The following is a 24,192-nucleotide window of genomic DNA, read 5'->3' as shown; positions in this document are numbered from 1 at the left end:
CCATTTTAATCTCACATTAATTTTTAGTAAATTATTACAACAATCAAATGGTCAGAAATGGTTGTTAATTCTTATAAATGAACATACTTGCTTAAAAATTCATTGTTGCGCTCTAATCTAAATTTACATGCTTTACATTCGTATAAGGAACTTTCTTCCGTTGATATACTGTTTAGGTATATTAAATGCGTTTATTCCACACCAGTCAGTCGCACAAAACTCCAATAAAGGAACCGATTTTTGGGTCGGTTTTATGACACATATCGAAGGTGTTTCCGGACCTCGAGGGGCTATCATGTCTATCTATATTACTTCGGATATTTCCACCTCCGGCACAGTTTCAGTTCCGGGTATCAGTTCCATTCAAACTTTTTCAGTCACAGCAAATACAGTAACAACGGTAAGGATTCCGGTAGGGGCTTATGTCGATAACCAGCAGTCGGTGCTAAACCGAGGCATTCATATTGTTTCAAATGACCCCATTGTTGTATATGCGCATATTTATGCCTTTGTTATCTCTGGCTCTACATTGGTTTTACCAACAAATACGCTAGGCCGAAAATACGTAGTGTCAAGCTATCGACCCAATGCAAGCGAAGGAGGCAGCTTTTCACAGTTCATGGTGATTGCCACCAATAACAACACTACAGTACGAATAACCCCTAAAGCGAATACGGTTAATGGAAATGTAGCTGGTGTGTCTTTTGATGTTACTATGAATGAAGGAGATGTTTACGAGGTTCAATCTAAGGGCGATCTTTCGGGGTCTACAGTCGAATCAATAGGGAATGGGAATGATGAAGAAACCTGTAAGCGGATAGCCGTATTTGGAGGAACGACCTGGTCACCGCTGGGCTGTCCGAATGCCGACACGGGAGATAATTTATTTCAACAAATGTATCCGGTTAATTCATGGGGAAGGGAGTTTATCACGATGCCATTTAAAACAAGGGGGGGAGATTTTTTTAGAGTATTTGCAGCTGAAAATGGGACAACAGTGAGTATTGATGGCTTTAATTCCACATTGAGCGCTGGCGAGTTTATTGAAACCGAGATGGTTAATAAACCTTTGCATATAGTGGCTGATAAGCCTATCTCTGTTGTTCAGTTTAGTGTTACACAGGTTTGTGATGGCAGTTTGGGAGATCCGGAAATGATCATATTGAATCCGGTAGAGCAAAACCTGAAACGTATCACCATGTACTCCACAAATAATTATCAAATATCCAGGAATTATGTAAATGTATTAATTAAAGCGAGTGGCAAAAGCAGTTTTCGAATTAATGGACGACCACCACGTACGAGTTTTACTGATATTGGTGGTACAGCTTATTCCTATTTACAAGAAGATATTCAGGCAGGAAGTTTTACACTCACTGCAGATTCGGGCTTTAACGCAATTGTATATGGATTTGGCGATATAGAGTCGTATGGTTACTCTGCCGGCTCCAATATTGAGGATCTCGACAAAAAGATCATTGTTAAATCTAATAACATTGAAATACAGGGCGCATGTATTGAAGTTCCTTTGACTTTTGAAGTAGTATTACCTTATCAACCATCCGAATTGGTTTGGAACTTTGGTAATGGCTTGATAGTTACAGATGATAACCCAATCAGTACTTCAACAAAGGCACCATTTATTTATGAGTACAGTAATGGAAATGCAGGAAATCAGGTAACGTTTACACAGGCAGGAAAGTATACAATTCAAGTAACAAGCACCAGGCCTGGTGAAGCAGGTTGCGAAGCTATTGATGAATTATTATATGAATTAAATATTGAATCGATACCTGATATTCGCACTCAACCCCTTATCGAAACTTGTCAACGCGATGGTTTGATCAATTTACTAGCGTTATTAAGTCAGCGACCAATTAATACCTATGAATTTTCAGGAGAGGCCATTACAGATTCTCTTTTCAATCCTTTGCTTGCCGGTCCTGGCACGCATGTAATTAATCTTTCTTACAAAAGTGAAAATGGTAATTGCAGTAAGCAAATTTCCTTTTCAATAAATGTTAAAACTTCTCCAATAGCAGACGCTGGAGAGGATGTCTCCATTGATTTAGGTGAAAGTATATCATTGTCTGGTAGTTTAAGCAGTGATGTGTCTTCATTTAGTTGGTCGCCTTTAGCAACCCTTGATAACCCTAATAGTCTCACTCCAATAGCTAATCCAACTGAAAATACAGACTATGTTCTTACAGGAACTGCTGCAAATGGCTGCACTTGTAAGGATACGGTTACGGTAAGAGTTTTTAGTGATTTGAAAATCCCCAATGTGTTTTCACCTAATAGCGACAACTTAAATGATACATGGATCATAAAAGGTATTGTAAACTATCCGGATGCTGATGTGCATGTGTTTAACAGATTTGGTGATGAGATGTTCTATTCACATGGTTATGCAGTTCCATGGGATGGAAGAACAAAAGGAAAGGCAATTCCATCTGCAACTTATTATTATGTTATCCGACCCAATAGCTCCCGGTTACTGCCTATTTCAGGCTCTGTAACAATTGTCTATTGATAAGCGAAATTTGAAACAGAAAGACCGATGCTATAAGGGCATCGGTCTTTTAATTATATAAGCTTTACTTTTATTAATCAGCTTCTACCACATCTTCATATAGTTCATCAATTTCGTCGGCGTATTTCTTTTCAATAATCCTCCGTTTGGTTTTTAATGTAGGTGTAAGTTCGCCGGTTTCAATGCTGAAAGGATGACGTTTAATAGCGAAATTTTTAATCCGTTCGAATTTGGCAAGTTCGTTAGAGAGTCTTTTTATGTCTTCCTTGATCCAGTTAACGATTTGCTCATCTTCAATAAACTGATCGGGTTCATTAAAGAAATCTTCATCCAGGTCAAAGCTTTCTCTTAGCGAATCATGAGAGGGGACGATAATTGCAGTTAGGTAATCCCGCTTATCACCGATCAGGAAAATCTGTTCAATACGGGTACTTTTCAAATAAGTATTTTCAACCTGAGTGGGATAAATGTTTTTTCCGTAAGAATTGATCAAAATGTTTTTTATACGATCAGTGATCTGAAGGTTGCCCTTGTTAAATCTTCCAACATCACCTGTATGAAACCAACCATCTTCGTCTATAACTATTGCCGTTTCTTCTGGTTTGCCCCAATATCCTTTCATTACGCAAGGCCCTTTAACAATGATCTCGCCTTCGGCAGATTCAAAGTTAGGGTCAAAACTCTCATAGGTTTGTTTGGTATAAATTTCTTTAGTATCGGTATTTTGTATAGCTACAACAATTCCCGGGATCACTCTTCCAACCGTACCAATTACCTGACGATGAAATTCGGTAACAGCCATTACAGGAGAGGTTTCCGTCAGGCCATAACCTTCCAGGATCTTAATACCAAGGTTTCCGAAAAACTCACCAACATTTTTAGGTAAAGCGGCGCCACCAGAAATCATAAACTTGAGGTTTCCACCGGTTTTTTCTTTGATCTTGCTGAAAACAAGCTTTTCGGCAAGGCCCAATTGTGCTGACAAAATTATTCCCAATGGCTCTCCAACTTCTTTTCGCTCTCTTGCTTTGCGTCCAATTTCCATTGCCCACAAAAATATTTTTGATTTGAGCCCTCCACCGGCAGTTCCGTTTTTAGTAGCTTTTTCGGTGATTCGTTCTAACAATCGAGGAACAACGCTCATTACCGTTGGCTGCACTTCCATCATGTTTTTTCCCAACAATTCTAAACTTTGAGCATAGGCAATTTGAGCACCTTTGACACAACAAACATGATAGGTGGCTGTGCGCTCAAAAACATGGGATAGTGGTAAAAATGAAAGGAACACATCATCGGAAGTAATCACAGGGATTTGTACAAGACACTCTCTCACATTACTTATAAAGTTCGCATGGGTAAGCATGGCACCTTTGGGTGTTCCCGTGGTTCCTGAAGTGTAAATTAGGGCTGCTACGTCATCAGGCTGAACCATTTCTCGGGCCTGAAATATTTTTCCGGCGTATTTTGATAATAGAGCTTTGCCCTCTTCCAGAACCTCACTAAATGCAATTACCTTCTTTGAACCATGATAATGATGAGTGATCTTCGCGTAATCATCAAAAGCGGGAATAATATATTCAAGGGAAGAACAATTGTCGGCAATTTTTAAAACTTTGCGCAATAAAAAATGGTTACCAACCAACAGGGTTTTCATTCCTGAATCATTGATGATGTGTTCAATTTCAGGTTCGGAAAGAGTAGGGTAAATGGAAACGTTTATTGCGCCTAATTGCTGAAGACCTTGATCGAAGAAAACATACTTAGGTCCATTTTCAATCAGAAGACCTAGTCGGTCAGCCTTTTTAATGCCAATTTCCATGAACCAAGCCGAAAGAGCATCTGCATTGGCCAATGTTTCACCAAAGCTTATCGACTTATATTCTGTACCGATCTTTTCTGATAAAAAAGGGTCATTAGGTGATTTAACTCCCTGAACTACATTTCTTAATAGTTGAGGAATAGTAGTTCGTTCAGTTATTTGCGCCATAAGGTTGTTTCATAAGAATTTTGAAAGCAAAGTTTCAAATGTGCAAAAAAAAAATCCAACTATACAAGAAAAGGCTTCTGTTTGGTACAGAAGCCCCTTTATTTTAATGTAAATCAATTACTTAAACTGAAAAGCTCTCTCCGCAGCCGCAAGTACGGCTGGCATTAGGGTTAATAAAGTTAAATCCTTTACCATTTAAACCGTCTGTAAAATCCAGTTCAGTGCCGGCCAGGTATAAAAAGCTCTTCATATCCAATGCGATTTTGAGTCCCTTATCCTCGAACATCTGATCGCCGGTTTTAACCTCGTTGTCAAAATCTAAATTGTACGATAAACCAGAGCAACCGCCACCTTGTACACCTACCCTTAAAAAATAAGTGTTATCAAGCTGTGCATCACTCATCAGGTTATCAATTTTTGATTTTGCCTTATCTGTTATTGTAATCATTCGTATAGAATCAAGAGTTAAGAAACAAGAGACAAGAAATGCTCTTTTTTCATATTAGAGAAACAAGGAATGCTTTGAATTGTCTTCTGTCTTGTTTCCAGGTTCTTTTATCTCAATTAATGGTGCGATTTTTCTAATTGAATAGGCTCAAAACCGTTTTTAACACGATAATCGTTAATTGCTGATTTAATAGCGTCTTCAGCTAAAACTGAACAGTGAATTTTTACCGGAGGTAAGGCCAATTCTTCAACAATATCCATATTGTCAATTTCCATAGCCTGATCAACGGTTTTACCTTTTAACCATTCTGTAGCAAGTGATGAAGAAGCGATAGCTGATCCGCATCCAAATGTTTTGAATTTAGCATCAGTGATCACATTATTATCGTCAACCTCAATTTGTAAGCGCATTACGTCGCCACATTCAGGAGCACCAACTAAACCGGTGCCCACATTCTTTTTAGCTTTATCGAGAGTACCTACGTTACGTGGGTGAGTGTAATGATCGATAACTTTTTCTGAGTAAGCCATATTTTCTTAATTTTTTAAGTCGTAAGATTATTAAAGTTTAACTGTTGAGGTACAATTTTAGAAGTGATAAATCTAACCTCTAAAATCTAACTTCTTGCTTTCTTAGTGTTCTGCCCATTCAATGCTGTCAAGGTCAATGCCTTCTTTAAACATTTCCCAAAGCGGACTTAATTCGCGTAAGTGAGTAACTGCTTTTTTAGTTACTTCAATCGCGTAATCAACTTCTTCTTCTGTTGTAAAGCGGCCTAAACCAAAACGAATAGATGAGTGTGCAAGGTCATCATTTAATCCTAAGCTTTTTAAAACATACGATGGTTCTAATGAAGCCGATGTACAAGCAGAGCCAGATGAAACAGCAAGATCTTTCATCGCCATCATTAAGCCTTCACCTTCAACATATTTGAAAGAAACGTTACACACATGAGGTAATCGGTTTTGGGTATTTCCGTTTACATATGTTTCTTCCATTACAGTAACACCTTTTTCAAGTTTATCGCGAAGTGCAGCTAAACGAACCGATTCGCTAGCCATTTCTTCCATTGCAATTTCGCAAGCTTTACCAAAGCCAACAATACCAGGAACGTTTAAGGTACCTGAACGCATTCCTCTTTCGTGACCACCTCCATCAATTTGAGCGGTTACTTTAACTCTCGGGTTTTTACGACGAACATATAAAGCTCCACAACCTTTTGGACCATACAATTTGTGGCCAGTAAACGACAGTAAGTCAATTCCATCGGCAATTACGTCAACTGGAATTTTACCCACCGCCTGCGTTGCATCAGTGTGAAATAATACACCGTGTTTATGTGCAATTGCTGAAATTTCTTTAACCGGTTGGATAACGCCAATTTCGTTGTTGGCATACATCACCGAAATTAAAATGGTTTTATCAGTAATAGCATCTTCCAATTCTTTTAAATCGATCAAACCATCAGGTTTAACCTGAAGATAGGTTACTTTTCCGCCAATTCTTTCGATGTGATGTGCTGAGTCTAAAACACATTTATGTTCAGTAACAACGGTAATAATATGATTACCTTTTTGCTGATACATTTCGTATACGCCTTTAATAGCAAGGTTATTCGACTCAGTAGCGCCTGAAGTAAAAATGATCTCTTTTTCAGTAGCGCCTATAATTTTAGCAACTTGACCGCGGGCATAATCAACAGCTTCTTCAGCAACCCAACCAAATGAGTGATTGCGGCTTGCTGCGTTGCCAAATTTATTTGTAAAGTACGGCAACATTGCCTCTAACACACGAGGATCCATTGGTGTAGTGGCGTTGTTATCCAAGTAAATAGGTAACTCCAACATAATTTGTAAATTGTCTAAATAAAGCATTGCAAAAGTAACACAAATTTTCCGATTTGTGCCTTGGGATATGGTTTTATTTGATTGATTTTTACATTTGCTTTACATTTTTTGCAAATGTTTTAATGCCGTCAAAAACCAACTTATTGAATAACATAATTTATCATCAATAGTTTTCACCATGTTAAGAATAGACCATATTGGAATTGCTGTAAAGGACCTCAACTCTTCATCCAAATTGATTGAACAGTTATTGGGAAAACCTAGCTATAAAACTGAAACAGTGGAATCGGAAAAAGTAACCACCGAATTTTTTGAAATCGGTGAGAGCAAGATCGAGTTGTTGCTGGCCGAAAGCGAGGATAGTCCGATCGCTAAGTTCATCGAAAAAAGGGGAGAGGGTATTCACCACATCGCTTTTGAAGTGGAGGATATTGAAAAGGAAATTGAACGATTAAAGAACGAAGGTTTTCAGTTTATTTCCGACAAACCTAAGCAAGGTGCCGATAATAAGATGATTTGCTTTTTGCATCCTAAAACCAGCAATGGTGTTTTAGTTGAATTGTGCCAGAGCAAGGAATAGAATGATAGAATGATAGTATGAGTGAATGATAGAATGATCGAGTGATGGAACGAAAGAATGATGGAATACTGGATGAATAATTATGGTAATTAAAGTGGTTAATCGATGATAAATTGGGTTTTTAAAACTTTTGATGAGCTTACCGCAGCAGAACTGTATGCCATAATTCAGTTGCGGGAGGATATTTTTATTGTGGAACAAAATTGTCCGTTTTTGGATTGTGATGGCAAAGACCCGAATTGCTGGCATTTAATGGGATGGGAAGATGGAAAATTGGCAGCCTATTCACGTATTGTTCCTCCCGGTGTTGCATTTGAAACCGCATCAATAGGTCGCGTGGTTACATCAAGAGAAGCAAGAAGGCATGGTTTTGGCAAATTGCTTATGCAAAAAGCGATTGAGAAAGCGGAAGAATTAGGGTTTAATGAACTTACCATTGGAGCCCAGTACTACCTTCTAGGATTTTACCAAAGCTTTGGGTTTATAGAGTTCGATGAAATTTATTTAGAAGACGGAATTGAACATATTTATATGCGTAGGGAGAAGTTGGAGCCTAAAGATTAAGCCTTATTTCGCATAACTGATAAAAACTCGTAAATTAAAGTGCTTCATTTATTGATAATTATCGATTTTTTTGAAAAAAGATTGCATTAATATTTTGCAAAAAAAGATAGGAGTATTACTTTTGCAGTCCCAAACGGGAAATAAACGGTGGTTTTAGCTCAGTTGGTTAGAGCGCCTGATTGTGGTTCAGGAGGTCGTGGGTTCGAGCCCCATATTCCACCCGGAAATAAAAAGCAGCCCAAAAGGCTGCTTTTTTCGTTATTGCTAATTTGAATTTATTCTTTACTACCTATTATTTAGCTTAGCACTGCAATCTTTAAACATCAAAAACTATATGTCTGCTAACGTAAACTGGCCCGAAGCCATTAAACCGCTGATTGAAAAATATAAAAACACACGTCACCCATTGGAGTATGGGAATATTTACCAATTAGTAGTAATGGTCATACTATCAGCCCAAGACTCTGACCGGAATATTAATAAAATCGCTCCAAAACTATTTGAGGCATTTCCGAATATGGAGTCGCTTTCGAGGGCAACAGCAGAAGCGCTGTACCCTTTTATTAGTGGCGTGCGCAACTTTGGCAATAAAACCAAATGGTTAATGGAGTTGGCTCAGAAAGTGAAAGAGGATAAGAATATTCCAACCAATTTGGAGGAGTTAACCGAATTACCAGGAATTGGCCGTAAATCAGCCAATGTGATCTTACGCGAGTCGGGTAAGCCTGCTGAAGGGTTAATTGTTGATTTACACGTTGTTCGTGTGGCGCCAAGATTAGGAATAGCTACAGGTACGGATCCAAAAAAAATTGAAAAGCAGCTAATGGACACTTTACCTAAAGAAGAGTGGGATGCAGGTATGGCCATTTCGTTTTTGGGTCGCGAAATTTGTCGCCCTACACCTAAATGCGAGATATGTTTAATGAGATCGGTCTGTGAGTATTATAAGACACAAAAAGGAATTGTAAATTAAGAAGTAAGATTTAGGGTGTAAAACTATCTAAATCAAGTTAAATTGTGATTAAAAGAATCCACTATGCAACCACTTCAAGAAATAACCAATCCTTCACCTGATCAGCTGATCGTTACCTCAAGATTGATCAATTTTAATAGAGAACTTGTTTTTAGAGCCTGGACCGAGGCGGAACATCTTAAAAACTGGTGGGGACCTCAAGGTTTTACCAATACTTTTAATGAGTTTGATCTGCGCCCCAATGGTTACTGGCGTTTTATTATGCATGGTCCGGATGGAAGCGATTATCCTAATGAAAGTATCTTTGTAAAGATTGAAAAGCCGGAGAAAGTGGTTTTTGATCATTTGTCGGGGCATTTATTCCAGGTAATAGCCACTTTTGAAGATATAGGCGATAAAACCCAAGTGGTTTTTAAGATGATATTTGATTCGGCTGAGGAATGTGCTAAAGTAAGAAGCTTTGTTGAAGGTGCCAACGAAGAGAATTTTGATAAGCTGGAAGCTGAGCTGAAGAAAATGGCTGAGTAATTCAGCCTAAAAAGATAAATTAGGCCCAATGAATTTTTACATTACCGCGCTTTTATTGGGCCTTAGCCTTTCGGCAATTGCCATGGGAATATTCATTTCCATGAAAATTTTTAACATTCCGGATATAACCACAGATGGAAGTTATACACTTGGAGCCGTTATTACGGCTGTTTGTTTAACTCACGGCTATCCCATTTGGTTAACTTATTTGTTATCTGTAATGGGTGGGGCTTTGGCAGGAAGCATTACTGGTTTTATTCATACCAAGTTAAAAGTGAATGCCTTGCTTGCGGGAATATTAGTGATGACCGCCCTGTATTCGGTTAACTTGAGCATTCTGGGTCGTTCAAACATTCCATTGCTAAATATTCGTAACATCTTCGAAGTCATCAGCCCTACTTCCAACCTCGATATTAATAGTTCCATCGCTTTACTGATCAATATTGCTCTTTTATGGACAGGACTTTCTTTACTTCTTAAAACCGATTTTGGTTTGGCGATGCGTGCCACAGGAAACAGCGAAAGCATGATTAAGGCTTTGGGCGTAAACACCGACCGGATGAAAATTATTGGCTTGGCAATTTCAAACGGCTTGGTTGCAACGGCAGGTTTTTTAGTGTGTCAATACCAGGGTTTTGCCGATATAAGCATGGGTATTGGTATTGTAATAGTAGGTTTGGGCTCGGTAATGATTGGCGAAACGCTAAATAATTGGTTGTCGGTAACCAATATTTGGCTGCAATTGCTATTCGTAATTGCCGGAGCTATTGTTTTTCAATTGGTTTTAGCCTTTACTCTTTCACTTGGTATTGATCCCAATTTACTCAAGCTTTTAACCGCTCTGTTTGTGCTAATTATAGTAAGTATTCCACAATTAGGTTTTCGTAAACAATCATGATCAAGCTGAACAATGTTTCCAAGAGCTTTAACAAGGGGAAAGCCAACGAAGTTAATGCGTTAAGATCAACAACTATTGAAATCAAACATGGCGACAATGTTGTGGTAGTGGGCGCTAATGGATCGGGTAAGTCAACGTTTTTGAATCTTATTGCCGGAAATTTGAACCCAACTCATGGAACGATTTTACTTCAGGATGTGGATGTAACCCAATTGGCTGAGTATAATCGTTCAAAGTGGATTGCCCGTGTTTTTCAAAACCCATTGAGTGGAACAGCTCCAGATCTCAGTATCCTTACCAATTTCCGGTTGGCGGCGCTTCGTACTAAACCTAAAAATCTTACAATTGGTACAGATAAAGCATTCAAAGAGTTGGTTCAGCAAAAGCTTTCAACTCTAAAAATGGGTCTGGAAAACAAGCTGGATCAACCAATGGGAAGTTTATCCGGTGGACAAAGACAGGCATTAACGCTTTTAATGAGTGTGATGGACGATGCTAAAATTCTGTTGTTAGATGAACCTACTGCAGCTCTCGATCCTCGCTCAGCCAATTTTGTGATGCAAACCGCCGATAAAATAATTCAGGATTATAATTTAACGGCCGTTTTAGTGACCCATAACCTAAAGGATGCTTATACTTACGGTAACCGTATCTTGCAGTTTTCGGAAGGTGTAATTCTACGTGATATTTCTTCGGAAGAAAAAAAACAATTGGAACTTACTGATTTGTTTGCCTGGTTTGAATAAGGTGATAGTTCATGGAGTTTCTTTACTATCGACCATGGTCAATGTACGATGGTCAAAAACTAAAGTGCTGATAATTAAAACCAAATAAAATTTCTTCCTGTTAATTTATTGACACTCCAATATCCTCTTTGTATTTATTTAATCAAGTATTACATTTGCGGCGCTTTGGTCTCCATTATAGTTTTTAATGGGGTTAAAAGGGAATCAGGTGAAAATCCTGAACAGGCCCGCTGCTGTAAGCTCGGCCTGATCAATCAATGATCAGGCTTATCCGGCACTCTCACGCCACTGTCTGTATATGACGGGAAGGCTCCGGATGAAAATGAGTAAGTCAGAAGACCTGCCAAGGCATGATAACTTATTCATAGCTTTCGGGGACCAAAGCTGGAATGTAAATACTGCTAGCGTATTTTCATTACTTTCCTTGTTGGTTATGGGCTTTTTTAAACTCATAAACTATCAAAATTGAAAAAACTATTTACTCTTACTGTCCTAACAGCTGTTTCGCTGTTTGCCTTTGGACAAGAAAAGAAACTTGATCTTAATGAAGTTTCTGTTACCGCCACCAAATTCGACAAAAAATCTTCGGAAACCGGAAAAGTGGTTTCAGTCATCACTCGTGAAGAAATTGAGCGCAGCGGTGGTAAAAACATCAACGACCTGCTCAATATTCAATCCGCCTTAAATCTAAATGGAGCTAACTCTAACCGTGGAACCAATATTTCGACCTTTTTGCGTGGCGCACCAAGTGGTTATGTATTGATTTTAATTGACGGTATTCCGGTAAGTGATCCTTCGGAAACTTCAAACAATTATGATTTAAACCTTATCAATTTAGCCATGGTTGATCGTATTGAGATTCTTCGTGGCGGGCACTCAACGCTTTACGGTTCAGATGCCGTTGCAGGAGTAATTAATATCATTACCAAAAAAGGGGGAGAGAAAGCCTTTGGCTTAAATGCCCTGGTTACCGCAGGAACATATAAGACCTATAAACAAAGTCTGGGTGTAAACGGTCGCTTTAAACAAGTTGATTATAACCTGGCCTTAGCCAATGAAAGTTCAAAAGGGTTTTCATCAGCTCAAAAACCAGCTGAGGTTACCAACGCTTTTGAAAATGATAACTTTCGTTTAAAAGGGGCAAATCTTAATCTTGGATGGTCACCTATTTCTGATCTTTCTATCAGGCCCTTTGTGCGCTACAGCGAAACGAAGATGATGCTTGATTTCGGCGCGTTTACAGATGATAAGGATTACGATGGTAAATCTTCTGAATTAGCTACCGGGTTTGCCACGAATTGGAAACGGTCAAAAGCCGATTGGTTTTTTAACTATAGCTATAATAATGTAAAAAGGTATTTCTTAAATGATACCATTGCTGATAAGGTAGAATATAATCTAAACGACACGAAGGGCAACCTGCACAATGCTGAATTGTATGGTAAATTTTCTATTGCAGATCATGTAGAGCTATTAGCCGGAACAAGTTATCGGTTTTCGAATACCGAACAGGAAAGTAAATACATCAATACGTCTTGGAATTATACTTCAATAGCTCACCTAAACCCCGATTCAGCTAAGAATTCAATTGCGAGCCTTTATGCTTCGGTTTTCTTAAATAATTTACATGGGTTTAATTTTGAATTGGGTGGTCGATTCAATCGTCATTCTATCTACGGAAATAACTTTACGTATACCATCAACCCATCGTATTTGGTTGATGAAAACACCAAGGTTTTCGTTAATATTTCCTCAGCCTTTAAAGCTCCATCCTTGTATCAATTGTATTCAATTTATGGAGATATCAATCTAAAACCAGAAAAAATAAATACCTATGAAGCCGGGTTTCAAACCGTGTTTTTTGATGGGCAAGCAAAGCTGGCATTGAGTGCCTTTAAACGTAAGGGAAGGGATGTGATTGCCTTCACCTCAAAATATGTAAATTATAATAAGCAAAATGATGAAGGAATGGAGTTGGAAGCTGAGGTTATACCGGCCAAGGACTTGACATTAACAGGTTTTTACTCCTTGGTTTATGGAGAGGTAACCACTCAAAATGCAACCTTCAATAATTTGTACCGCCGCCCGCGTAATACGTTTGGTTTTAATGCCGGGTATAAATTGAGTGAGAACTTTTTTGTTTCTGCCAATTTAAAACTGGTTGGAAAACGTGTTGATCCGTTCTATGATCCTAACACCTTTCAATCAGTAAATCTAACCTTGAATAAATATTTCCTGCTAGATGCCTACGCCGAGTACAAGTTGCTGAAAAAGCTTAAATTGTTTGCTGATTTAAAGAATATTACCAATGAAAATTATGTTGAAACTACCGGTTATAACAGCCGTGGTTTTAACACAAACGTTGGTTTAAGTTTTAGTTTATAACCTACATAAATCAAAAATAGATGATGAATAATAAACCACGTGTTTTTGCTGTGCTAAGCTTTATTGCTTTGGCTCTACTTACCCGAATTTATTTATTTCCGGTACATGGCTATTCTCCAATTGATGCGATCGCAATTTTTAGCGGTGCTTATTTTGGGCGTAAATGGCTGGCATTTTTATGCCCATTATTAGCGGTGTGGATCAGTGACCAAATCGTAAACCTTCAGTTTTATCATAAAATTGTTCCGTTTTACGATGGTTTTTACTGGCAATATGGCTCTTATATTTTAATGGTTGTTTTAGCTTCGGTAATTATTAAGAAGCCTAAAGTGGCAACAGTTGGCGGCATGGCGATTACTTCGGCATTGTTATTCTTCATCATCTCTAACTTTGGCGTTTGGGCTGGTGGTATGATCTATCCAATGAATGCCGGCGGGTTAACAGCATGCTACATTGCCGGGCTTCCGTATTTAAACAGCGCAATTCTATCTGATTTAATTTACTGTGGATTATTGTTCGGAGGATTTGAATTGTTGAAATACCGTTTTCCTGTTTTGGCCAAAGCCTAAAAATTTCAATGATTTTTAATAAAAACTATTAATCAACCACAGTCAACACAGGGTTTCGCAAAATTAGCTGCGCAACATGTGTTGGCTGTGGTTGTTTCTTTATAACCCATGATCATTTTTGTTTCCGGAGGAGTAAAGTCGGGCAAAAGCCGATATGCTCACAATTTGGCCAAAAGCTTAAGCGCCAATCCTGTTTATGTTGCTACGGCAAAAATTTGGGACGATGATTTTAGAGAACGGGTTGAGCGTCACCAGTCAGATCGCGGTCCTGAATGGGAAAACTTTGAAGAAACCCACCGTGTAAGCTTACTCCCAATTGAAAATAAAGTGGTGGTAGTTGATTGCCTGACCTTATGGCTTACCAATTTTTTCATGGATCACGATCAGGATATTGAAGTCAGCTTAGCACTTTTTAAAGCTGAAATCGATAAGCTGGAACAAATTTCCGGAACCTTTATTTTGGTTTCCAACGAGATAGGTATGGGCGTTCATGCAGATACGGCCATTGGACGCAAATTTACCGATTTGCAGGGCCTCGCTAACCAATATACTGCTTCAAAAGCATGCAAAGTAGTTTTTATGGTTTCAGGAATTCCGATGACAGTTAAAGGGTTTTAAATGGAACGAATTAAAACAGCCCTGTTTTGGAGCGGAGGAAAAGATTCCGCTTTTGCATTGTATGATCTTTTAAATCAGTCTGATCAGTTTGAAGTATGTTGTCTTATTACTACTGTAAACGAAGAATTCAAAAGAATTTCAATGCACGGGGTAAGGGAGGAATTGCTTGATTGGCAGGCCCAACGCATTGGTATGCCATTAAAGAAAATGTATGTTCCTGCCTCTTGTACCAATGAAGATTATGAAAACGCCTTAAATAAGGTGTTTATCGACTTAAAAAATGAAGGTATAACTACAATTGTTTATGGTGATATCTTTTTAGAGGATCTGAAACTTTACCGGGAAAACTTACTCAATAAGGCAGGTTTAAATGGCTATTTTCCATTATGGAAACAGGATACTGCTGCTTTAGTTGCTAAATTTATGAACCTCGGATTTCTATCGGTTGTATGCTGCGTTAAGTCAGAAATATTGGATAGAGAGTTCTGCGGAAAAATAATTACTACGGAATTCATAGCTGCTCTTCCCAAAAATGTTGATCCATGCGGAGAAAACGGAGAGTTTCATAGTTTTTGTTTTGATGGTCCTTTGTTTTCAAAGGCTATTGAATTTGAACTAGGTGAAACGGTTTTTAAACCCTATAGTTTTAAAACAGATGCGACAGAAAAAGAACAGGGTTTCTGGTTCACCGACTTAATTTCTAATGATAAATAGATGATAGCATTTAATATAGAACGACCAGATCAATCGACATTGGACGATATCCAACATAAAATTGATTTTAAGACCAAACCTCTTGGAGCTTTAGGTGATTTGGAAAAGCTGGCTGAAAAGCTGTGTTTGATTCAACAAACACTTGAACCGGCATTACGCAATCCGAACATAATTGTTTTTGCTGCTGATCATGGTATTGCTGAGTCAGGTGTAAGCAAATATCCACAGGAAGTTACCTATCAAATGGTGCTTAACTTTGTTTATGGCGGTGCAGCAATAAACGTGTTTTCGCGTCAGCATGGCATCGAACTTAATATTGTTGATGCTGGTGTAAAAGGAGATTTTGTCGATGTTCCTTTGGTAATTAACCAAAAGATCGCTCAGGGAACCCGCAATTTTGCTATTGAACCTGCTATGAGCATTGCTGACGCTGAATTAGCTATTCAAAAAGGAGCAGATTTAGTAAATCAAATTGCCGCAAAAGGTTGTAATGTTATCGGTTTCGGAGAAATGGGTATTGCCAATACATCTTCAGCTTCGGTAATAATGCATAAAATAACGGGTTTGCCTCTGTTAAACTGTGTTGGCAAAGGCACTGGATTGGATGATGAACAGCTTGCATCGAAAACGCAAGTGTTGCAAAATGCGCTTGCCAAACATGTTGCCAATTCTCCAATAGAAATATTAAACACCTTTGGAGGTTTTGAAATTGCTCAAATGGTTGGGGCCATACTACAGGCTGCTGCAAATAAAATGATCCTTCTGGTAGATGGTTTTATTACCACTTCGGCTTTGCTGATTGCGCAGGCCATCCATCCAGCAGTTATTGATTATTGTATTTTTTGTCATCAGGGCGATGAAAACGGCCACAAAGGAATGCTTGAATATTTAAATGCAAAAGCCATTTTAAAGTTAAATATGCGTCTTGGCGAAGGATCAGGAGTGGCATTGGCTTATCCGATTATTCAGTCGGCGGTTAATTTTATGAATGAAATGGCTTCATTTGAAAGTGCGGGGGTAAGTTCCCATTAGCCCCCTAAAGGGAGATTTGGGAGTGCTTTATGTTAAATCAGCGCTTTTTCATTGTTTGCAACTCAGTGGTTAATTTTTAGCAACAGTTTCAAATTTCCATTTATGGAATTCAGGGTAATACTTTTAACATGCAAGAAACACAGCATTCCATACCAGAACAGTCAAATTTGCACCATACCAGCTCCTTGCTTAGGAGGCCAGGAGGCCTTCAACTTAATTTATTCTTTACTGCGATAATGTTTTACACCCGAATTCCTTGCCCTAAATGGGTAGATCATCGGGCAGAATATTTAAATCGCGCTACAGTTTACTTACCGATTGTCGGCTGGATGGTTGGGGGTGTGTGCGCATTGGTGTTCTGGCTCTCAATATTTCTTTTTCCAGCTACTTTATCTATTCTTTTAAGTATGGTTAGCGGAATTTTATTGACCGGAGCTTTTCATGAAGATGGTTTTGCGGATGTATGTGATGGTTTTGGAGGAGGTTGGACTAAGCAACGAATCCTCGAAATTATGAAGGATAGTAGGGTAGGTGCTTATGGCGTTATTGGAATCATCCTGATGTTAGCGGTTAAGTTTTTCAGTTTAAATGCGATCAATCCATTAATAATTCCTTTTGTAATCATTGTTGCGCATTCCTTAAGCAGGGCAACGGCATTGTCGTTTATCTATACGCATGAATATTCTCGTGAAAATGAAGATTCAAAAGCGAAACCTGTTGCTATAAAGTTGCCACTGCGAAGCCTTTTATTGGCCTTGTTTTGGGGATTGTTACCCTTATTGGTATTCTGCTGGTGGCAAAATGAATGGCTGTACTTACTGGTTATTGTTCCGCTTATTTTACTTCAGTATTTCCTGGGGCGATATTTTCAGAAATGGATTGACGGATATACCGGTGATTGCTTGGGAACCACCCAGCAATTGGCAGAAGTATTTATTTATCTTTTTTTCGGATCAACACTATGGACATCTATTTAATCCGTCATTCGGAAGTTGAAACCGATAAGGGTATTTGTTATGGACAAAGTGATGTAGATGTAAATGCCAATCTGTTAAATGCCACGATTGAGCATTTGATAGGTTTTCTACCTAAACAAAAAGTTGTTTATTCAAGCCCTTTGAAAAGATGTGCCTTGCTGGCTGAATCGTTAGCCGATGAAGTTTATTTTGATGATTATTTAAAGGAAATGGATTTCGGTAATTGGGAACTGAAAGCATGGACAGAAATTGATAAGGAAGAGCTTGATCTTTGGATGGAAGATTTTGTGAATGTTCAGGCTTCGGGTGGAGAGAGTTTTGATCAACTGCACCAAAGAGTAGCTACATTTATGGAGGAGATGACTAATGAATTCGAAGCGGAAAACGTTGTGATTATAAGTCACGCTGGCGTGATCAGGAGTATTTTGTGCGAAGTATTACAAATTCCGTTAATTAATGCGTTCAAATTAGCCATTGACTATAGTTCAGTTTCTAAATTAAAATACAATAAGGGGTATTGGAGCGTTGAGTTCATTAATCATAAGTTTTAAATAATGAAAAAGCTGATAATTTTAACGGGAGCAGGTATAAGTGCAGAAAGTGGATTGAAAACCTTTCGGGATAGCGATGGATTATGGGAAGGTTATGATATTAACGAGGTAGCCACCCCCGAAGGTTGGAGAAGAAATCCTGAACTGGTGCAAGAGTTTTATAATATGCGTCGTAAAGCGGTGGTTGAGGCCGAACCCAATGCCGGTCACATAAGCTTAGCTGCCCTGGAAAAGTATTTTGACGTTACCATTATTACCCAAAATATTGATAACCTGCACGAAAAGGCAGGTTCAACTTCTGTAATTCATTTGCATGGTGTTATTACCAAATCACAAAGCAGTGTTGATCCCAATCTGGTTTATGATATTGAAGGCTATGAAATAAGAATGGGCGAAAAATGTGAGAAAGGTTCGCAGTTGCGTCCGCATGTGGTGTGGTTTGGAGAGGCTGTACCAATGTTCGAACCTGCCGCCAAAATATGCTCAAAGGCTGATCTTTTTGCTGTAGTTGGAACATCATTGCAGGTATATCCGGCTGCCGGTTTAATGGACTTTGTTCAATATGATGCGCCAAAGTTCTTAGTAGATCCCAATGCTCCTTACGTTTCCAGAAATGTACAGGTGATACAAGAAAAAGCCGGAACAGGAGTGCCTAAACTGGCCCAGCTACTTATCGAACAATTTGCCTGATCGCCCTCTAAAGTAAAAAAGACCAACATCCACATGTTGGTCTTTTTTTATATCATTTGATAATGGTGATTTATTTTATAGCTAAAGCAGGGAATTTCTTTTCTAATAAATAAAAACCTCCAAAGAAAACTGCATTAAAAAATGCTGTTCCTGCTAACATATTCCAAAAGAAAGGAATTGCCGCAGTATAACAAGCCATTAAACCTGCGCCATTATGAGGATACATTGTTCCACTGTACCAGGTAAAGAAATTGCTCACTACAAAGAACAAAACTGCTGAAGCAAGAGTAGCAGCTGCTACATTGGTAAAGCCAACTTTATTACGCAGCATAAACCCGATAAGCACTATTCCTGCAAAGCTGAAGTAAACAGAAGGCAAGAAGCCATACGGAATAAACAAGTCGCTGATAAACATAGCTGCGATAGGCACAATGATGGCCAGGCGTTTGTCTGTGTACATGGCCCCCCCAAATAATGCCAATGAACCAATGGCTGTAAAATTAGGAGGATGTGGCAAAAAGCGAGTTATGGCAGCAGCGATTATCAATAAGGTTATCACCGCAAAGCGAGGATTGATCAGTTTATTTTCCATGCGTCAAAAATAATAAAAAAGGCTATTTATAAATAATTCAAAAAATGCTTACAGTTGTGCTAGTTGTTCATCAAAATCATTGTCCATCTGCCTGAAGCGTTCCATTACTTTGGTAATGAATTCTTCATTCAGCATTTTTTTTACATCCTCTAAACCAAAGATCAAATCAATTTCGGCTACTTTATAGGTTTGTTCAAGATTTCCTTTTTCAAATTTGATGATGAACTTTTGGTTCATTGCCAAAATACTCACTTTACAACCAGGCAAGCTTATTTCTTCAACTACACGCATACTTTAATGATGAAGAGCCAGAAAACATGAAAATCATGTGCTCTGGCTCAGTTTTATAAGTTTTAACTCCGTTTAAATTAACGAAGGATTATTTCCAAAGTTTTTCAGGATAAACACCATTGGCAATTAACTTCTTAAGCTCATTGCTAACAAACTCTTTATCTTCTGTATAAGTAACTCCAAACCAGGTGCTATCGGTTTCAAAAACTTTAACCTTGGCTGATTTGTCTTCAATCATTTCCTGAACCGGAAGTGGAATGAAAAACTCAGATTTAGGATCGTGACTGTTTGCTTTTACGAATTTAGCAAAGCGGTCTTTGAATCGTCCGAAAGCATCAGGTGTAAAGCCCCAGAAATTCATTGATACTACTGAGTTATCAGGTAAAATACCTTTACCGGTTGCATCATCATATTCAATATCTCCATTGTCATTGCGCTGTATTTTGGTACGTTCAATAACTTCAGATAGGTTGCCGTTTGCATCTACCTGGCAACAGCCACGAGAAACAGAACCAAAATCAGATAGTGTATTACCTAAAATATAGCCCACCATTGAGTAATCGCCTTCTTTTAAATCTCCTGAAAGGTAATCAGCTAAAATCTTATACGCCTCCGGACCATAATAATCATCGGCATTAATTACAGCGAATGGCTCGTTGATTTTGTCGGCAGCAGCCATTACCGCATGGCCTGTACCCCAAGGTTTACCACGCTCAATACCTTCAGGTATAACATCAGCAGGTTCTGTTAAACGTTGAACAGCGTATTCAACTTCAACTAATGGTTTCAATTTATGGTCGAAAAGAGCACGAACGTCTTGTTCAATTTCTTCGCGAACAATAAATACAATTTTGCCAAAACCGGCTTTTACCGCATCATACAACGAATAATCCATTAAACACTCGCCATTTGGGCCAAATTTGTCAATTTGTTTAACACCTCCATAACGGCTTCCCATTCCGGCTGCTAATATTAATAAAGTAGGTTTCATTCGATAAAGATAGATTTCTTAATTTTTTAAATATTCGATTATTTCTGAAGAGATTCCATAATAAAAACAGCCTTTAGGCTGAAATCGCGTAAATATCTTAATTTATTCTTAAAAGAAAGATTAAAATGAAGGTTAATAATTCAAGAGCACTGTAATTAAAATAATACACTATCGATTGTGTAATTATTAAATTGTTTAAAGAAGTCAGGGTGGGTATGGGAATTTTTTTTTAAGTTAGGCCGGAAATAATTTTAACCAAGAGAAAATTTATATAATGTCAAATTCTACTTCAACACTTGCACCTGAAATTGAAAAACCTTCGATTTCGCGCGGATTCCTTTCTCCAATTGTGGTTATAGGTATCTTGTTTTTCATTTTCGGGTTTGTTACCTGGGCCAATGGAACATTAATACCTTTCTTTAAATTGTCATTCGGGTTATCTGACATTCAGGCCTTTCTTGTAACATTTGCCTCTTATATGGCTTACTTCTTTTTGGCTTTGCCTTCATCATGGATATTAAAGAAAATTGGGTTTAAAAATGGAATTATTGTTGGTTTATTGGTATTGGGTATGGGGTCTTTGATTTTTATTCCTGCTGCTAAGACACGTACTTTTGGATTGTTTTTAACTGGTATTTTTGTTCAGGGAGCAGCTTTAGCTTTATTACAAACTGCGGCTAATCCATATATTGCCATTATAGGGCCAATTGAAAGTGCTGCCAAAAGGATCAGTATTGTGGGTATATGTAACAAATTTGCCGGAATTCTGGTTCCTTTCATTATGGGTAGTGTTTTTTTAAAAAATGCGCATGATGTGGAAGCGAAAATTGCGGCAGCTACAGGTTTGGATAAAGAGCAATTGTTAAATGAGGTTTTAGGGCGTGTAAATACTCCTTATATAGTTATGGCCATTGTTTTTATTTTGTTTGCCCTGTTAATTAAGGTTACTGATTTGCCAGAAGTACAAGTTGAAGAAGATGTTGTTGATGATGCAAGTGGTGAGGTAATTCAACATAAAAGCATATTCCAGTTCCCTCACTTGTTCTTAGGAGCCTTTTGTATATTCGTTTATGTAGCTGCTGAGGTTATGGCAGGAGATATTATTGGTGTATATGGAAAAGAGCTAGGTATTCATGCTGATATAGCCAAATATTTTACGGCATTAACCCTTTCAAGTATGTTAATCGGTTATGTTTTAGGGATTGTGGCTATCCCAAAATATATTACACAGCAAGGAGCTTTGCGAGTTTGTGCTAGCTTGGGAATTATCTTCTCCATCCTTGCATACGTTAGCACCGGCTATGTATCAGTTATATTTATTGCCTTGTTAGGTTTAGCCAATTCATTAATGTGGCCTGCAATTTTCCCATTGGGTATTAGTCATTTGGGCAAGTTTACTAAAATAGGTTCTGCAATTATGATTATGGGTATTGCAGGGGGAGCTATATGGCCTTTGTTTTATGCCTTTTTAAAGGATAATTTACACTTTAACTTTCAATTTGCATACTTTTTAGCCGTATTGCCATGTTACTTATACATTTTATATTTTGCAGTAGCAGGGCATAAAGTTGGTATAAAACACAAATACTAATCAAGATTTTTAATTAAATGATATAAATGAGGCTGTCCATTTTTTGGCAGCCTTCCTTTATTTAGCAGAAAGCTATTGGTTGATTGTGATTGATAAGGTTCCTATTGCTCATGAAGCCTTAAGAGAGCTTGTTGCGGATAGTTGGCTTTTACTTAATATATACTTGTATATTTTGTATTGCGGGAAATAATTGAAAAACCCTAAATAGGCATAGGAGATTGAGATTGAAATGTATTTATAGGAAAGGCTTTGTTGTTGGTGCATTAAGGCGTTTTTTGTAATTTAATGCCCTTAACCTCAATATTGTAAGGTGTACACTAATATTATTTTTTTGATTTTTAGAAATAGTATTTAGATTAGCTCAATTAATATTTTGAGCTTGAGAATAAAGTTCTTGAACATAATAAAACCTATTATTCACAACTAATAAAAATTAAAGTTTACCACTTTTTATCATGACAGATTCATCATTAACTCAGACTTTACCCCCGGCTAAACAGTCGACCCAATGGGGGCAATTCATTCCCTTAGTTATCGTATTCTTCTTTTGGGGATTTGTTGCTGCAAGTAACGACATTCTTATCCCTGTATTCAAAACAGCCTTTAACTTAACGCAAAGTGAAAGTCAATTAGTGGCTTTTGCTTTTTACATTGCTTATACAGTTGGTTCTCTTATTTACTGGGGAGTTTCAGTTATAATAAAAGAAGATTTAGTCAATAAAATTGGATACAAAAATGGATTGTCAGTAGGATTAATTATTTCTGCATTAGGTACACTTTTGTTTTATCCAGCCGCCAACACAGGCTCTTTTGCATTAATGTTAGCGGGTCTTTTTATTGTTGGTCTAGGTTTTTCATTACAGCAAACTGTAGCAAATCCTTTAGCAATTGCCATGGGGCCAATTAAAACAGGTTCACAACGTTTAACATTGGCAGGAGGGATCAATAATCTTGGTACAACAATAGGTCCTTTAATTGTAAGTTTTGCCATTTTCGGATCAAGTGCTGATAGCAATACGAATGCAAGTATTGAAAGTGTTAAGATTCCTTACCTGGTACTAGGAGTTGCTTTTTTAGTAGTAGCTGTTTTATTAAAATTCTCGTCAATACCAGATCGACCTGAATTAGTTGAAGAAGATGATTCTCATGATAAGGTAACCGTAAAAACATCGGCCTTGCAATACTCTCAATTAGTATTGGGTATGATTGCCATATTTTTATATGTTGGAGTTGAAGTTTCTACTGCAAGTAATTTACCTGCTTACATGGAAAGTAAATTAGGTTTTTTAACTAAAGAGGTAGCTCCTTACATATCTTTATATTGGGCAAGTTTAATGATTGGTCGTTGGACCGGAGCTGTTGAAGCTTTTACTGAAAATATGAGTTTACAGAAAATTCTACGTTTCATTGCTCCTTATTTAGCATTCGGTGTTTTCCTGGCTGTTAATGCAATTGCAAAACATGATTTGACACCTTTTTATGTATATGCGGCGGTAATCGTAGTCTTAATTGTTGCTGACATGGCAAGTAAAGGTAATCCAGCAAGAATGCTTCTTATTTTTTCATTTTTGGGAATTTTAGCAACTGCCGTTGGTATGTTAACTACAGGAATGCTGAGTGTATATGCTTTCACAAGTGTAGGTTTATTCTGTAGTACATTATGGCCATGTATCTTTACTTTGGCTGTTAGTGGGTTAGGAAAACACACTAGTCAAGGAAGTAGTTTCTTGATCATGATGATTATGGGCGGTGGTTTTGTCAGTGTATTTCAAGGTAAAATTGCCGAAATCATTGGAATACAAAATAGCTACATCGTTGGTATCGCTTGCTTTGCTTACCTGGCATTTTATGCTTGGAAAGTAAGCGGGATCTTAAAAGCGCACGGTATTGATTTTGATAAAAAAGTATCTGGTGGACATTAAGAGATTTCTCTGGCTCACTAATAACATTTAATTTTTATAAAAGGGATTTCAATTTTGAAATCCCTTTTTGTTTTAGAATGGATTTGTTAATTCATTCCCTGGAGAAGTTCCTGAAGAGTTCGAGGATTAACTTGATTAAAACAATAAAAGGCAGTCCATTTATGG

The 24,192-nt window shown here is 37.8% G+C and carries 24 protein-coding genes, 1 tRNA gene and 1 riboswitch; of the genes, 18 read left to right on the top strand and 7 right to left on the bottom strand.

What is annotated here, in order from left to right; translation table 11 throughout:
* Positions 1-127: 127 nt before the first annotated feature.
* Positions 128-2,533: a gliding motility-associated C-terminal domain-containing protein gene (locus C3K47_RS18180; protein WP_103790590.1), complete on the top strand. Its 2,406-nt coding sequence runs from the start codon at positions 128-130 to the stop codon at positions 2,531-2,533.
* Between the two features lie 73 nt (positions 2,534-2,606).
* On the opposite strand, the gene C3K47_RS18175 is transcribed toward C3K47_RS18180, so the two are convergent.
* The 4 genes from C3K47_RS18175 to C3K47_RS18160 all read right to left on the bottom strand — a co-directional run bounded on the left by C3K47_RS18175 (position 2,607) and on the right by C3K47_RS18160 (position 6,815).
* Positions 2,607-4,520, bottom strand: a complete 1,914-nt coding sequence (locus C3K47_RS18175) for an AMP-dependent synthetase/ligase (protein ID WP_103790589.1) — start codon at positions 4,518-4,520, stop codon at positions 2,607-2,609.
* A 121-nt stretch (positions 4,521-4,641) separates the two neighbouring features.
* A complete protein-coding gene (locus tag C3K47_RS18170; RefSeq protein WP_103790588.1) occupies positions 4,642-4,968 on the bottom strand; it encodes a HesB/IscA family protein in 327 nt (108 codons plus the stop codon).
* Between the two features lie 116 nt (positions 4,969-5,084).
* Complete coding sequence (iscU, locus tag C3K47_RS18165) at positions 5,085-5,498, bottom strand: Fe-S cluster assembly scaffold IscU (protein WP_103790587.1); 414 nt, start codon at positions 5,496-5,498, stop codon at positions 5,085-5,087.
* 102 nt (positions 5,499-5,600) lie between these two features.
* A complete protein-coding gene (locus C3K47_RS18160) occupies positions 5,601-6,815 on the bottom strand; it encodes an IscS subfamily cysteine desulfurase (RefSeq protein ID WP_449441367.1) in 1,215 nt (404 codons plus the stop codon).
* Between the two features lie 178 nt (positions 6,816-6,993).
* On the opposite strand from C3K47_RS18160, the gene mce reads away from it, so the two are divergent.
* The 15 genes from mce (at position 6,994) to C3K47_RS18085 (ending at position 18,640) form a co-directional block, all read left to right on the top strand.
* Complete coding sequence (mce, locus tag C3K47_RS18155; RefSeq protein ID WP_103790586.1) at positions 6,994-7,395, top strand: methylmalonyl-CoA epimerase; 402 nt, start codon at positions 6,994-6,996, stop codon at positions 7,393-7,395.
* A 105-nt stretch (positions 7,396-7,500) separates the two neighbouring features.
* A complete protein-coding gene (locus tag C3K47_RS18150) occupies positions 7,501-7,959 on the top strand; it encodes a GNAT family N-acetyltransferase (protein WP_103790585.1) in 459 nt (152 codons plus the stop codon).
* A 146-nt stretch (positions 7,960-8,105) separates the two neighbouring features.
* Positions 8,106-8,181: transfer RNA gene (locus C3K47_RS18145), tRNA-His, on the top strand.
* A gap of 112 nt (positions 8,182-8,293) precedes the next feature.
* Positions 8,294-8,932 carry an endonuclease III domain-containing protein gene (locus C3K47_RS18140; RefSeq protein WP_103790584.1) on the top strand — a complete coding sequence of 213 codons (639 nt, stop codon included), beginning with the start codon at positions 8,294-8,296 and terminating at the stop codon, positions 8,930-8,932.
* 63 nt (positions 8,933-8,995) lie between these two features.
* Positions 8,996-9,460: an SRPBCC family protein gene (locus C3K47_RS18135; RefSeq protein WP_103790583.1), complete on the top strand. Its 465-nt coding sequence runs from the start codon at positions 8,996-8,998 to the stop codon at positions 9,458-9,460.
* Between the two features lie 28 nt (positions 9,461-9,488).
* Positions 9,489-10,358 (top strand): ABC transporter permease, encoded by an 870-nt coding sequence (locus C3K47_RS18130; protein WP_103790582.1) that lies wholly within the window; start codon positions 9,489-9,491, stop codon positions 10,356-10,358.
* A complete protein-coding gene (locus C3K47_RS18125) occupies positions 10,355-11,104 on the top strand; it encodes an ABC transporter ATP-binding protein (RefSeq protein ID WP_103790581.1) in 750 nt (249 codons plus the stop codon). The genes C3K47_RS18130 and C3K47_RS18125 overlap by 4 nt, the downstream gene beginning before the upstream one ends.
* 149 nt (positions 11,105-11,253) lie before the next feature.
* Positions 11,254-11,466, top strand: a riboswitch (cobalamin riboswitch).
* 103 nt (positions 11,467-11,569) lie between these two features.
* On the top strand, positions 11,570-13,489 hold the full coding sequence (locus tag C3K47_RS18120) for a TonB-dependent receptor plug domain-containing protein (protein WP_103790580.1): 1,920 nt from the start codon (positions 11,570-11,572) through the stop codon (positions 13,487-13,489).
* 20 nt (positions 13,490-13,509) lie between these two features.
* Positions 13,510-14,058 (top strand): DUF6580 family putative transport protein, encoded by a 549-nt coding sequence (locus C3K47_RS18115; protein ID WP_103790579.1) that lies wholly within the window; start codon positions 13,510-13,512, stop codon positions 14,056-14,058.
* Between the two features lie 108 nt (positions 14,059-14,166).
* Entirely contained in the window at positions 14,167-14,676 is a 510-nt protein-coding gene (locus tag C3K47_RS18110; RefSeq protein WP_103790578.1) for a bifunctional adenosylcobinamide kinase/adenosylcobinamide-phosphate guanylyltransferase, read from the top strand.
* Positions 14,677-15,390, top strand: a complete 714-nt coding sequence (locus C3K47_RS18105) for a Dph6-related ATP pyrophosphatase (RefSeq protein WP_103790577.1) — start codon at positions 14,677-14,679, stop codon at positions 15,388-15,390.
* A complete protein-coding gene (cobT, locus tag C3K47_RS18100; RefSeq protein ID WP_103790576.1) occupies positions 15,391-16,422 on the top strand; it encodes a nicotinate-nucleotide--dimethylbenzimidazole phosphoribosyltransferase in 1,032 nt (343 codons plus the stop codon).
* Between the two features lie 128 nt (positions 16,423-16,550).
* The gene (locus C3K47_RS18095) at positions 16,551-17,399 is read left to right on the top strand and encodes an adenosylcobinamide-GDP ribazoletransferase (protein WP_103790575.1); all 849 of its coding nucleotides are present in this window, start codon (positions 16,551-16,553) and stop codon (positions 17,397-17,399) included.
* Positions 17,384-17,950 carry an alpha-ribazole phosphatase gene (cobC, locus tag C3K47_RS18090; RefSeq protein WP_103790574.1) on the top strand — a complete coding sequence of 189 codons (567 nt, stop codon included), beginning with the start codon at positions 17,384-17,386 and terminating at the stop codon, positions 17,948-17,950. Before C3K47_RS18095 ends, cobC begins: the two co-directional genes overlap by 16 nt.
* Positions 17,951-17,953: 3 nt before the next feature.
* Complete coding sequence (locus C3K47_RS18085) at positions 17,954-18,640, top strand: SIR2 family NAD-dependent protein deacylase (protein WP_103790573.1); 687 nt, start codon at positions 17,954-17,956, stop codon at positions 18,638-18,640.
* Positions 18,641-18,710: 70 nt separating this feature from the next.
* On the opposite strand, the gene C3K47_RS18080 is transcribed toward C3K47_RS18085, so the two are convergent.
* The 3 genes from C3K47_RS18080 to C3K47_RS18070 all read right to left on the bottom strand — a co-directional run bounded on the left by C3K47_RS18080 (position 18,711) and on the right by C3K47_RS18070 (position 20,514).
* Positions 18,711-19,232, bottom strand: a complete 522-nt coding sequence (locus tag C3K47_RS18080; RefSeq protein ID WP_103790572.1) for a DUF6580 family putative transport protein — start codon at positions 19,230-19,232, stop codon at positions 18,711-18,713.
* A 48-nt stretch (positions 19,233-19,280) separates the two neighbouring features.
* Entirely contained in the window at positions 19,281-19,523 is a 243-nt protein-coding gene (locus C3K47_RS18075) for a hypothetical protein (protein WP_103790571.1), read from the bottom strand.
* A gap of 88 nt (positions 19,524-19,611) precedes the next feature.
* Entirely contained in the window at positions 19,612-20,514 is a 903-nt protein-coding gene (locus C3K47_RS18070; protein ID WP_103790570.1) for a nucleotidyltransferase family protein, read from the bottom strand.
* 274 nt (positions 20,515-20,788) lie between these two features.
* Between C3K47_RS18070 and C3K47_RS18065 the strand changes: the two genes are divergently transcribed.
* The gene (locus tag C3K47_RS18065) at positions 20,789-22,105 is read left to right on the top strand and encodes a sugar MFS transporter (RefSeq protein ID WP_103790569.1); all 1,317 of its coding nucleotides are present in this window, start codon (positions 20,789-20,791) and stop codon (positions 22,103-22,105) included.
* A gap of 455 nt (positions 22,106-22,560) precedes the next feature.
* Positions 22,561-24,027 (top strand): MFS transporter, encoded by a 1,467-nt coding sequence (locus tag C3K47_RS18060; protein ID WP_103790568.1) that lies wholly within the window; start codon positions 22,561-22,563, stop codon positions 24,025-24,027.
* The last annotated feature ends 165 nt before the right edge of the window (positions 24,028-24,192 follow it).

It is taken from the genome of Solitalea longa (assembly GCF_002920915.1).
GTDB lineage: Bacteria > Bacteroidota > Bacteroidia > Sphingobacteriales > Sphingobacteriaceae > Solitalea > Solitalea longa.
Note: the sequence above shows the minus strand (reverse complement) of the source record. Positions and strands in the feature narration are given on the sequence as shown.

Excerpts from the sequence above, each read along its gene's own strand:
- C3K47_RS18180 (WP_103790590.1), top strand. The coding sequence starts at position 128 with ATGCTTTACATTCGTATAAGGAACTTTCTTCCGTTGATATACTGTTTA.
- C3K47_RS18175 (WP_103790589.1), bottom strand. The coding sequence starts at position 4,520 with ATGGCGCAAATAACTGAACGAACTACTATTCCTCAACTATTAAGAAAT.
- C3K47_RS18170 (WP_103790588.1), bottom strand. The coding sequence starts at position 4,968 with ATGATTACAATAACAGATAAGGCAAAATCAAAAATTGATAACCTGATG.
- iscU (WP_103790587.1), bottom strand. The coding sequence starts at position 5,498 with ATGGCTTACTCAGAAAAAGTTATCGATCATTACACTCACCCACGTAAC.
- C3K47_RS18160 (WP_449441367.1), bottom strand. The coding sequence starts at position 6,815 with ATGTTGGAGTTACCTATTTACTTGGATAACAACGCCACTACACCAATG.
- mce (WP_103790586.1), top strand. The coding sequence starts at position 6,994 with ATGTTAAGAATAGACCATATTGGAATTGCTGTAAAGGACCTCAACTCT.
- C3K47_RS18150 (WP_103790585.1), top strand. The coding sequence starts at position 7,501 with ATGATAAATTGGGTTTTTAAAACTTTTGATGAGCTTACCGCAGCAGAA.
- C3K47_RS18140 (WP_103790584.1), top strand. The coding sequence starts at position 8,294 with ATGTCTGCTAACGTAAACTGGCCCGAAGCCATTAAACCGCTGATTGAA.
- C3K47_RS18135 (WP_103790583.1), top strand. The coding sequence starts at position 8,996 with ATGCAACCACTTCAAGAAATAACCAATCCTTCACCTGATCAGCTGATC.
- C3K47_RS18130 (WP_103790582.1), top strand. The coding sequence starts at position 9,489 with ATGAATTTTTACATTACCGCGCTTTTATTGGGCCTTAGCCTTTCGGCA.
- C3K47_RS18125 (WP_103790581.1), top strand. The coding sequence starts at position 10,355 with ATGATCAAGCTGAACAATGTTTCCAAGAGCTTTAACAAGGGGAAAGCC.
- C3K47_RS18115 (WP_103790579.1), top strand. The coding sequence starts at position 13,510 with ATGATGAATAATAAACCACGTGTTTTTGCTGTGCTAAGCTTTATTGCT.
- C3K47_RS18110 (WP_103790578.1), top strand. The coding sequence starts at position 14,167 with ATGATCATTTTTGTTTCCGGAGGAGTAAAGTCGGGCAAAAGCCGATAT.
- C3K47_RS18105 (WP_103790577.1), top strand. The coding sequence starts at position 14,677 with ATGGAACGAATTAAAACAGCCCTGTTTTGGAGCGGAGGAAAAGATTCC.
- cobT (WP_103790576.1), top strand. The coding sequence starts at position 15,391 with ATGATAGCATTTAATATAGAACGACCAGATCAATCGACATTGGACGAT.
- C3K47_RS18095 (WP_103790575.1), top strand. The coding sequence starts at position 16,551 with ATGCAAGAAACACAGCATTCCATACCAGAACAGTCAAATTTGCACCAT.
- cobC (WP_103790574.1), top strand. The coding sequence starts at position 17,384 with ATGGACATCTATTTAATCCGTCATTCGGAAGTTGAAACCGATAAGGGT.
- C3K47_RS18085 (WP_103790573.1), top strand. The coding sequence starts at position 17,954 with ATGAAAAAGCTGATAATTTTAACGGGAGCAGGTATAAGTGCAGAAAGT.
- C3K47_RS18080 (WP_103790572.1), bottom strand. The coding sequence starts at position 19,232 with ATGGAAAATAAACTGATCAATCCTCGCTTTGCGGTGATAACCTTATTG.
- C3K47_RS18075 (WP_103790571.1), bottom strand. The coding sequence starts at position 19,523 with ATGCGTGTAGTTGAAGAAATAAGCTTGCCTGGTTGTAAAGTGAGTATT.
- C3K47_RS18070 (WP_103790570.1), bottom strand. The coding sequence starts at position 20,514 with ATGAAACCTACTTTATTAATATTAGCAGCCGGAATGGGAAGCCGTTAT.
- C3K47_RS18065 (WP_103790569.1), top strand. The coding sequence starts at position 20,789 with ATGTCAAATTCTACTTCAACACTTGCACCTGAAATTGAAAAACCTTCG.
- C3K47_RS18060 (WP_103790568.1), top strand. The coding sequence starts at position 22,561 with ATGACAGATTCATCATTAACTCAGACTTTACCCCCGGCTAAACAGTCG.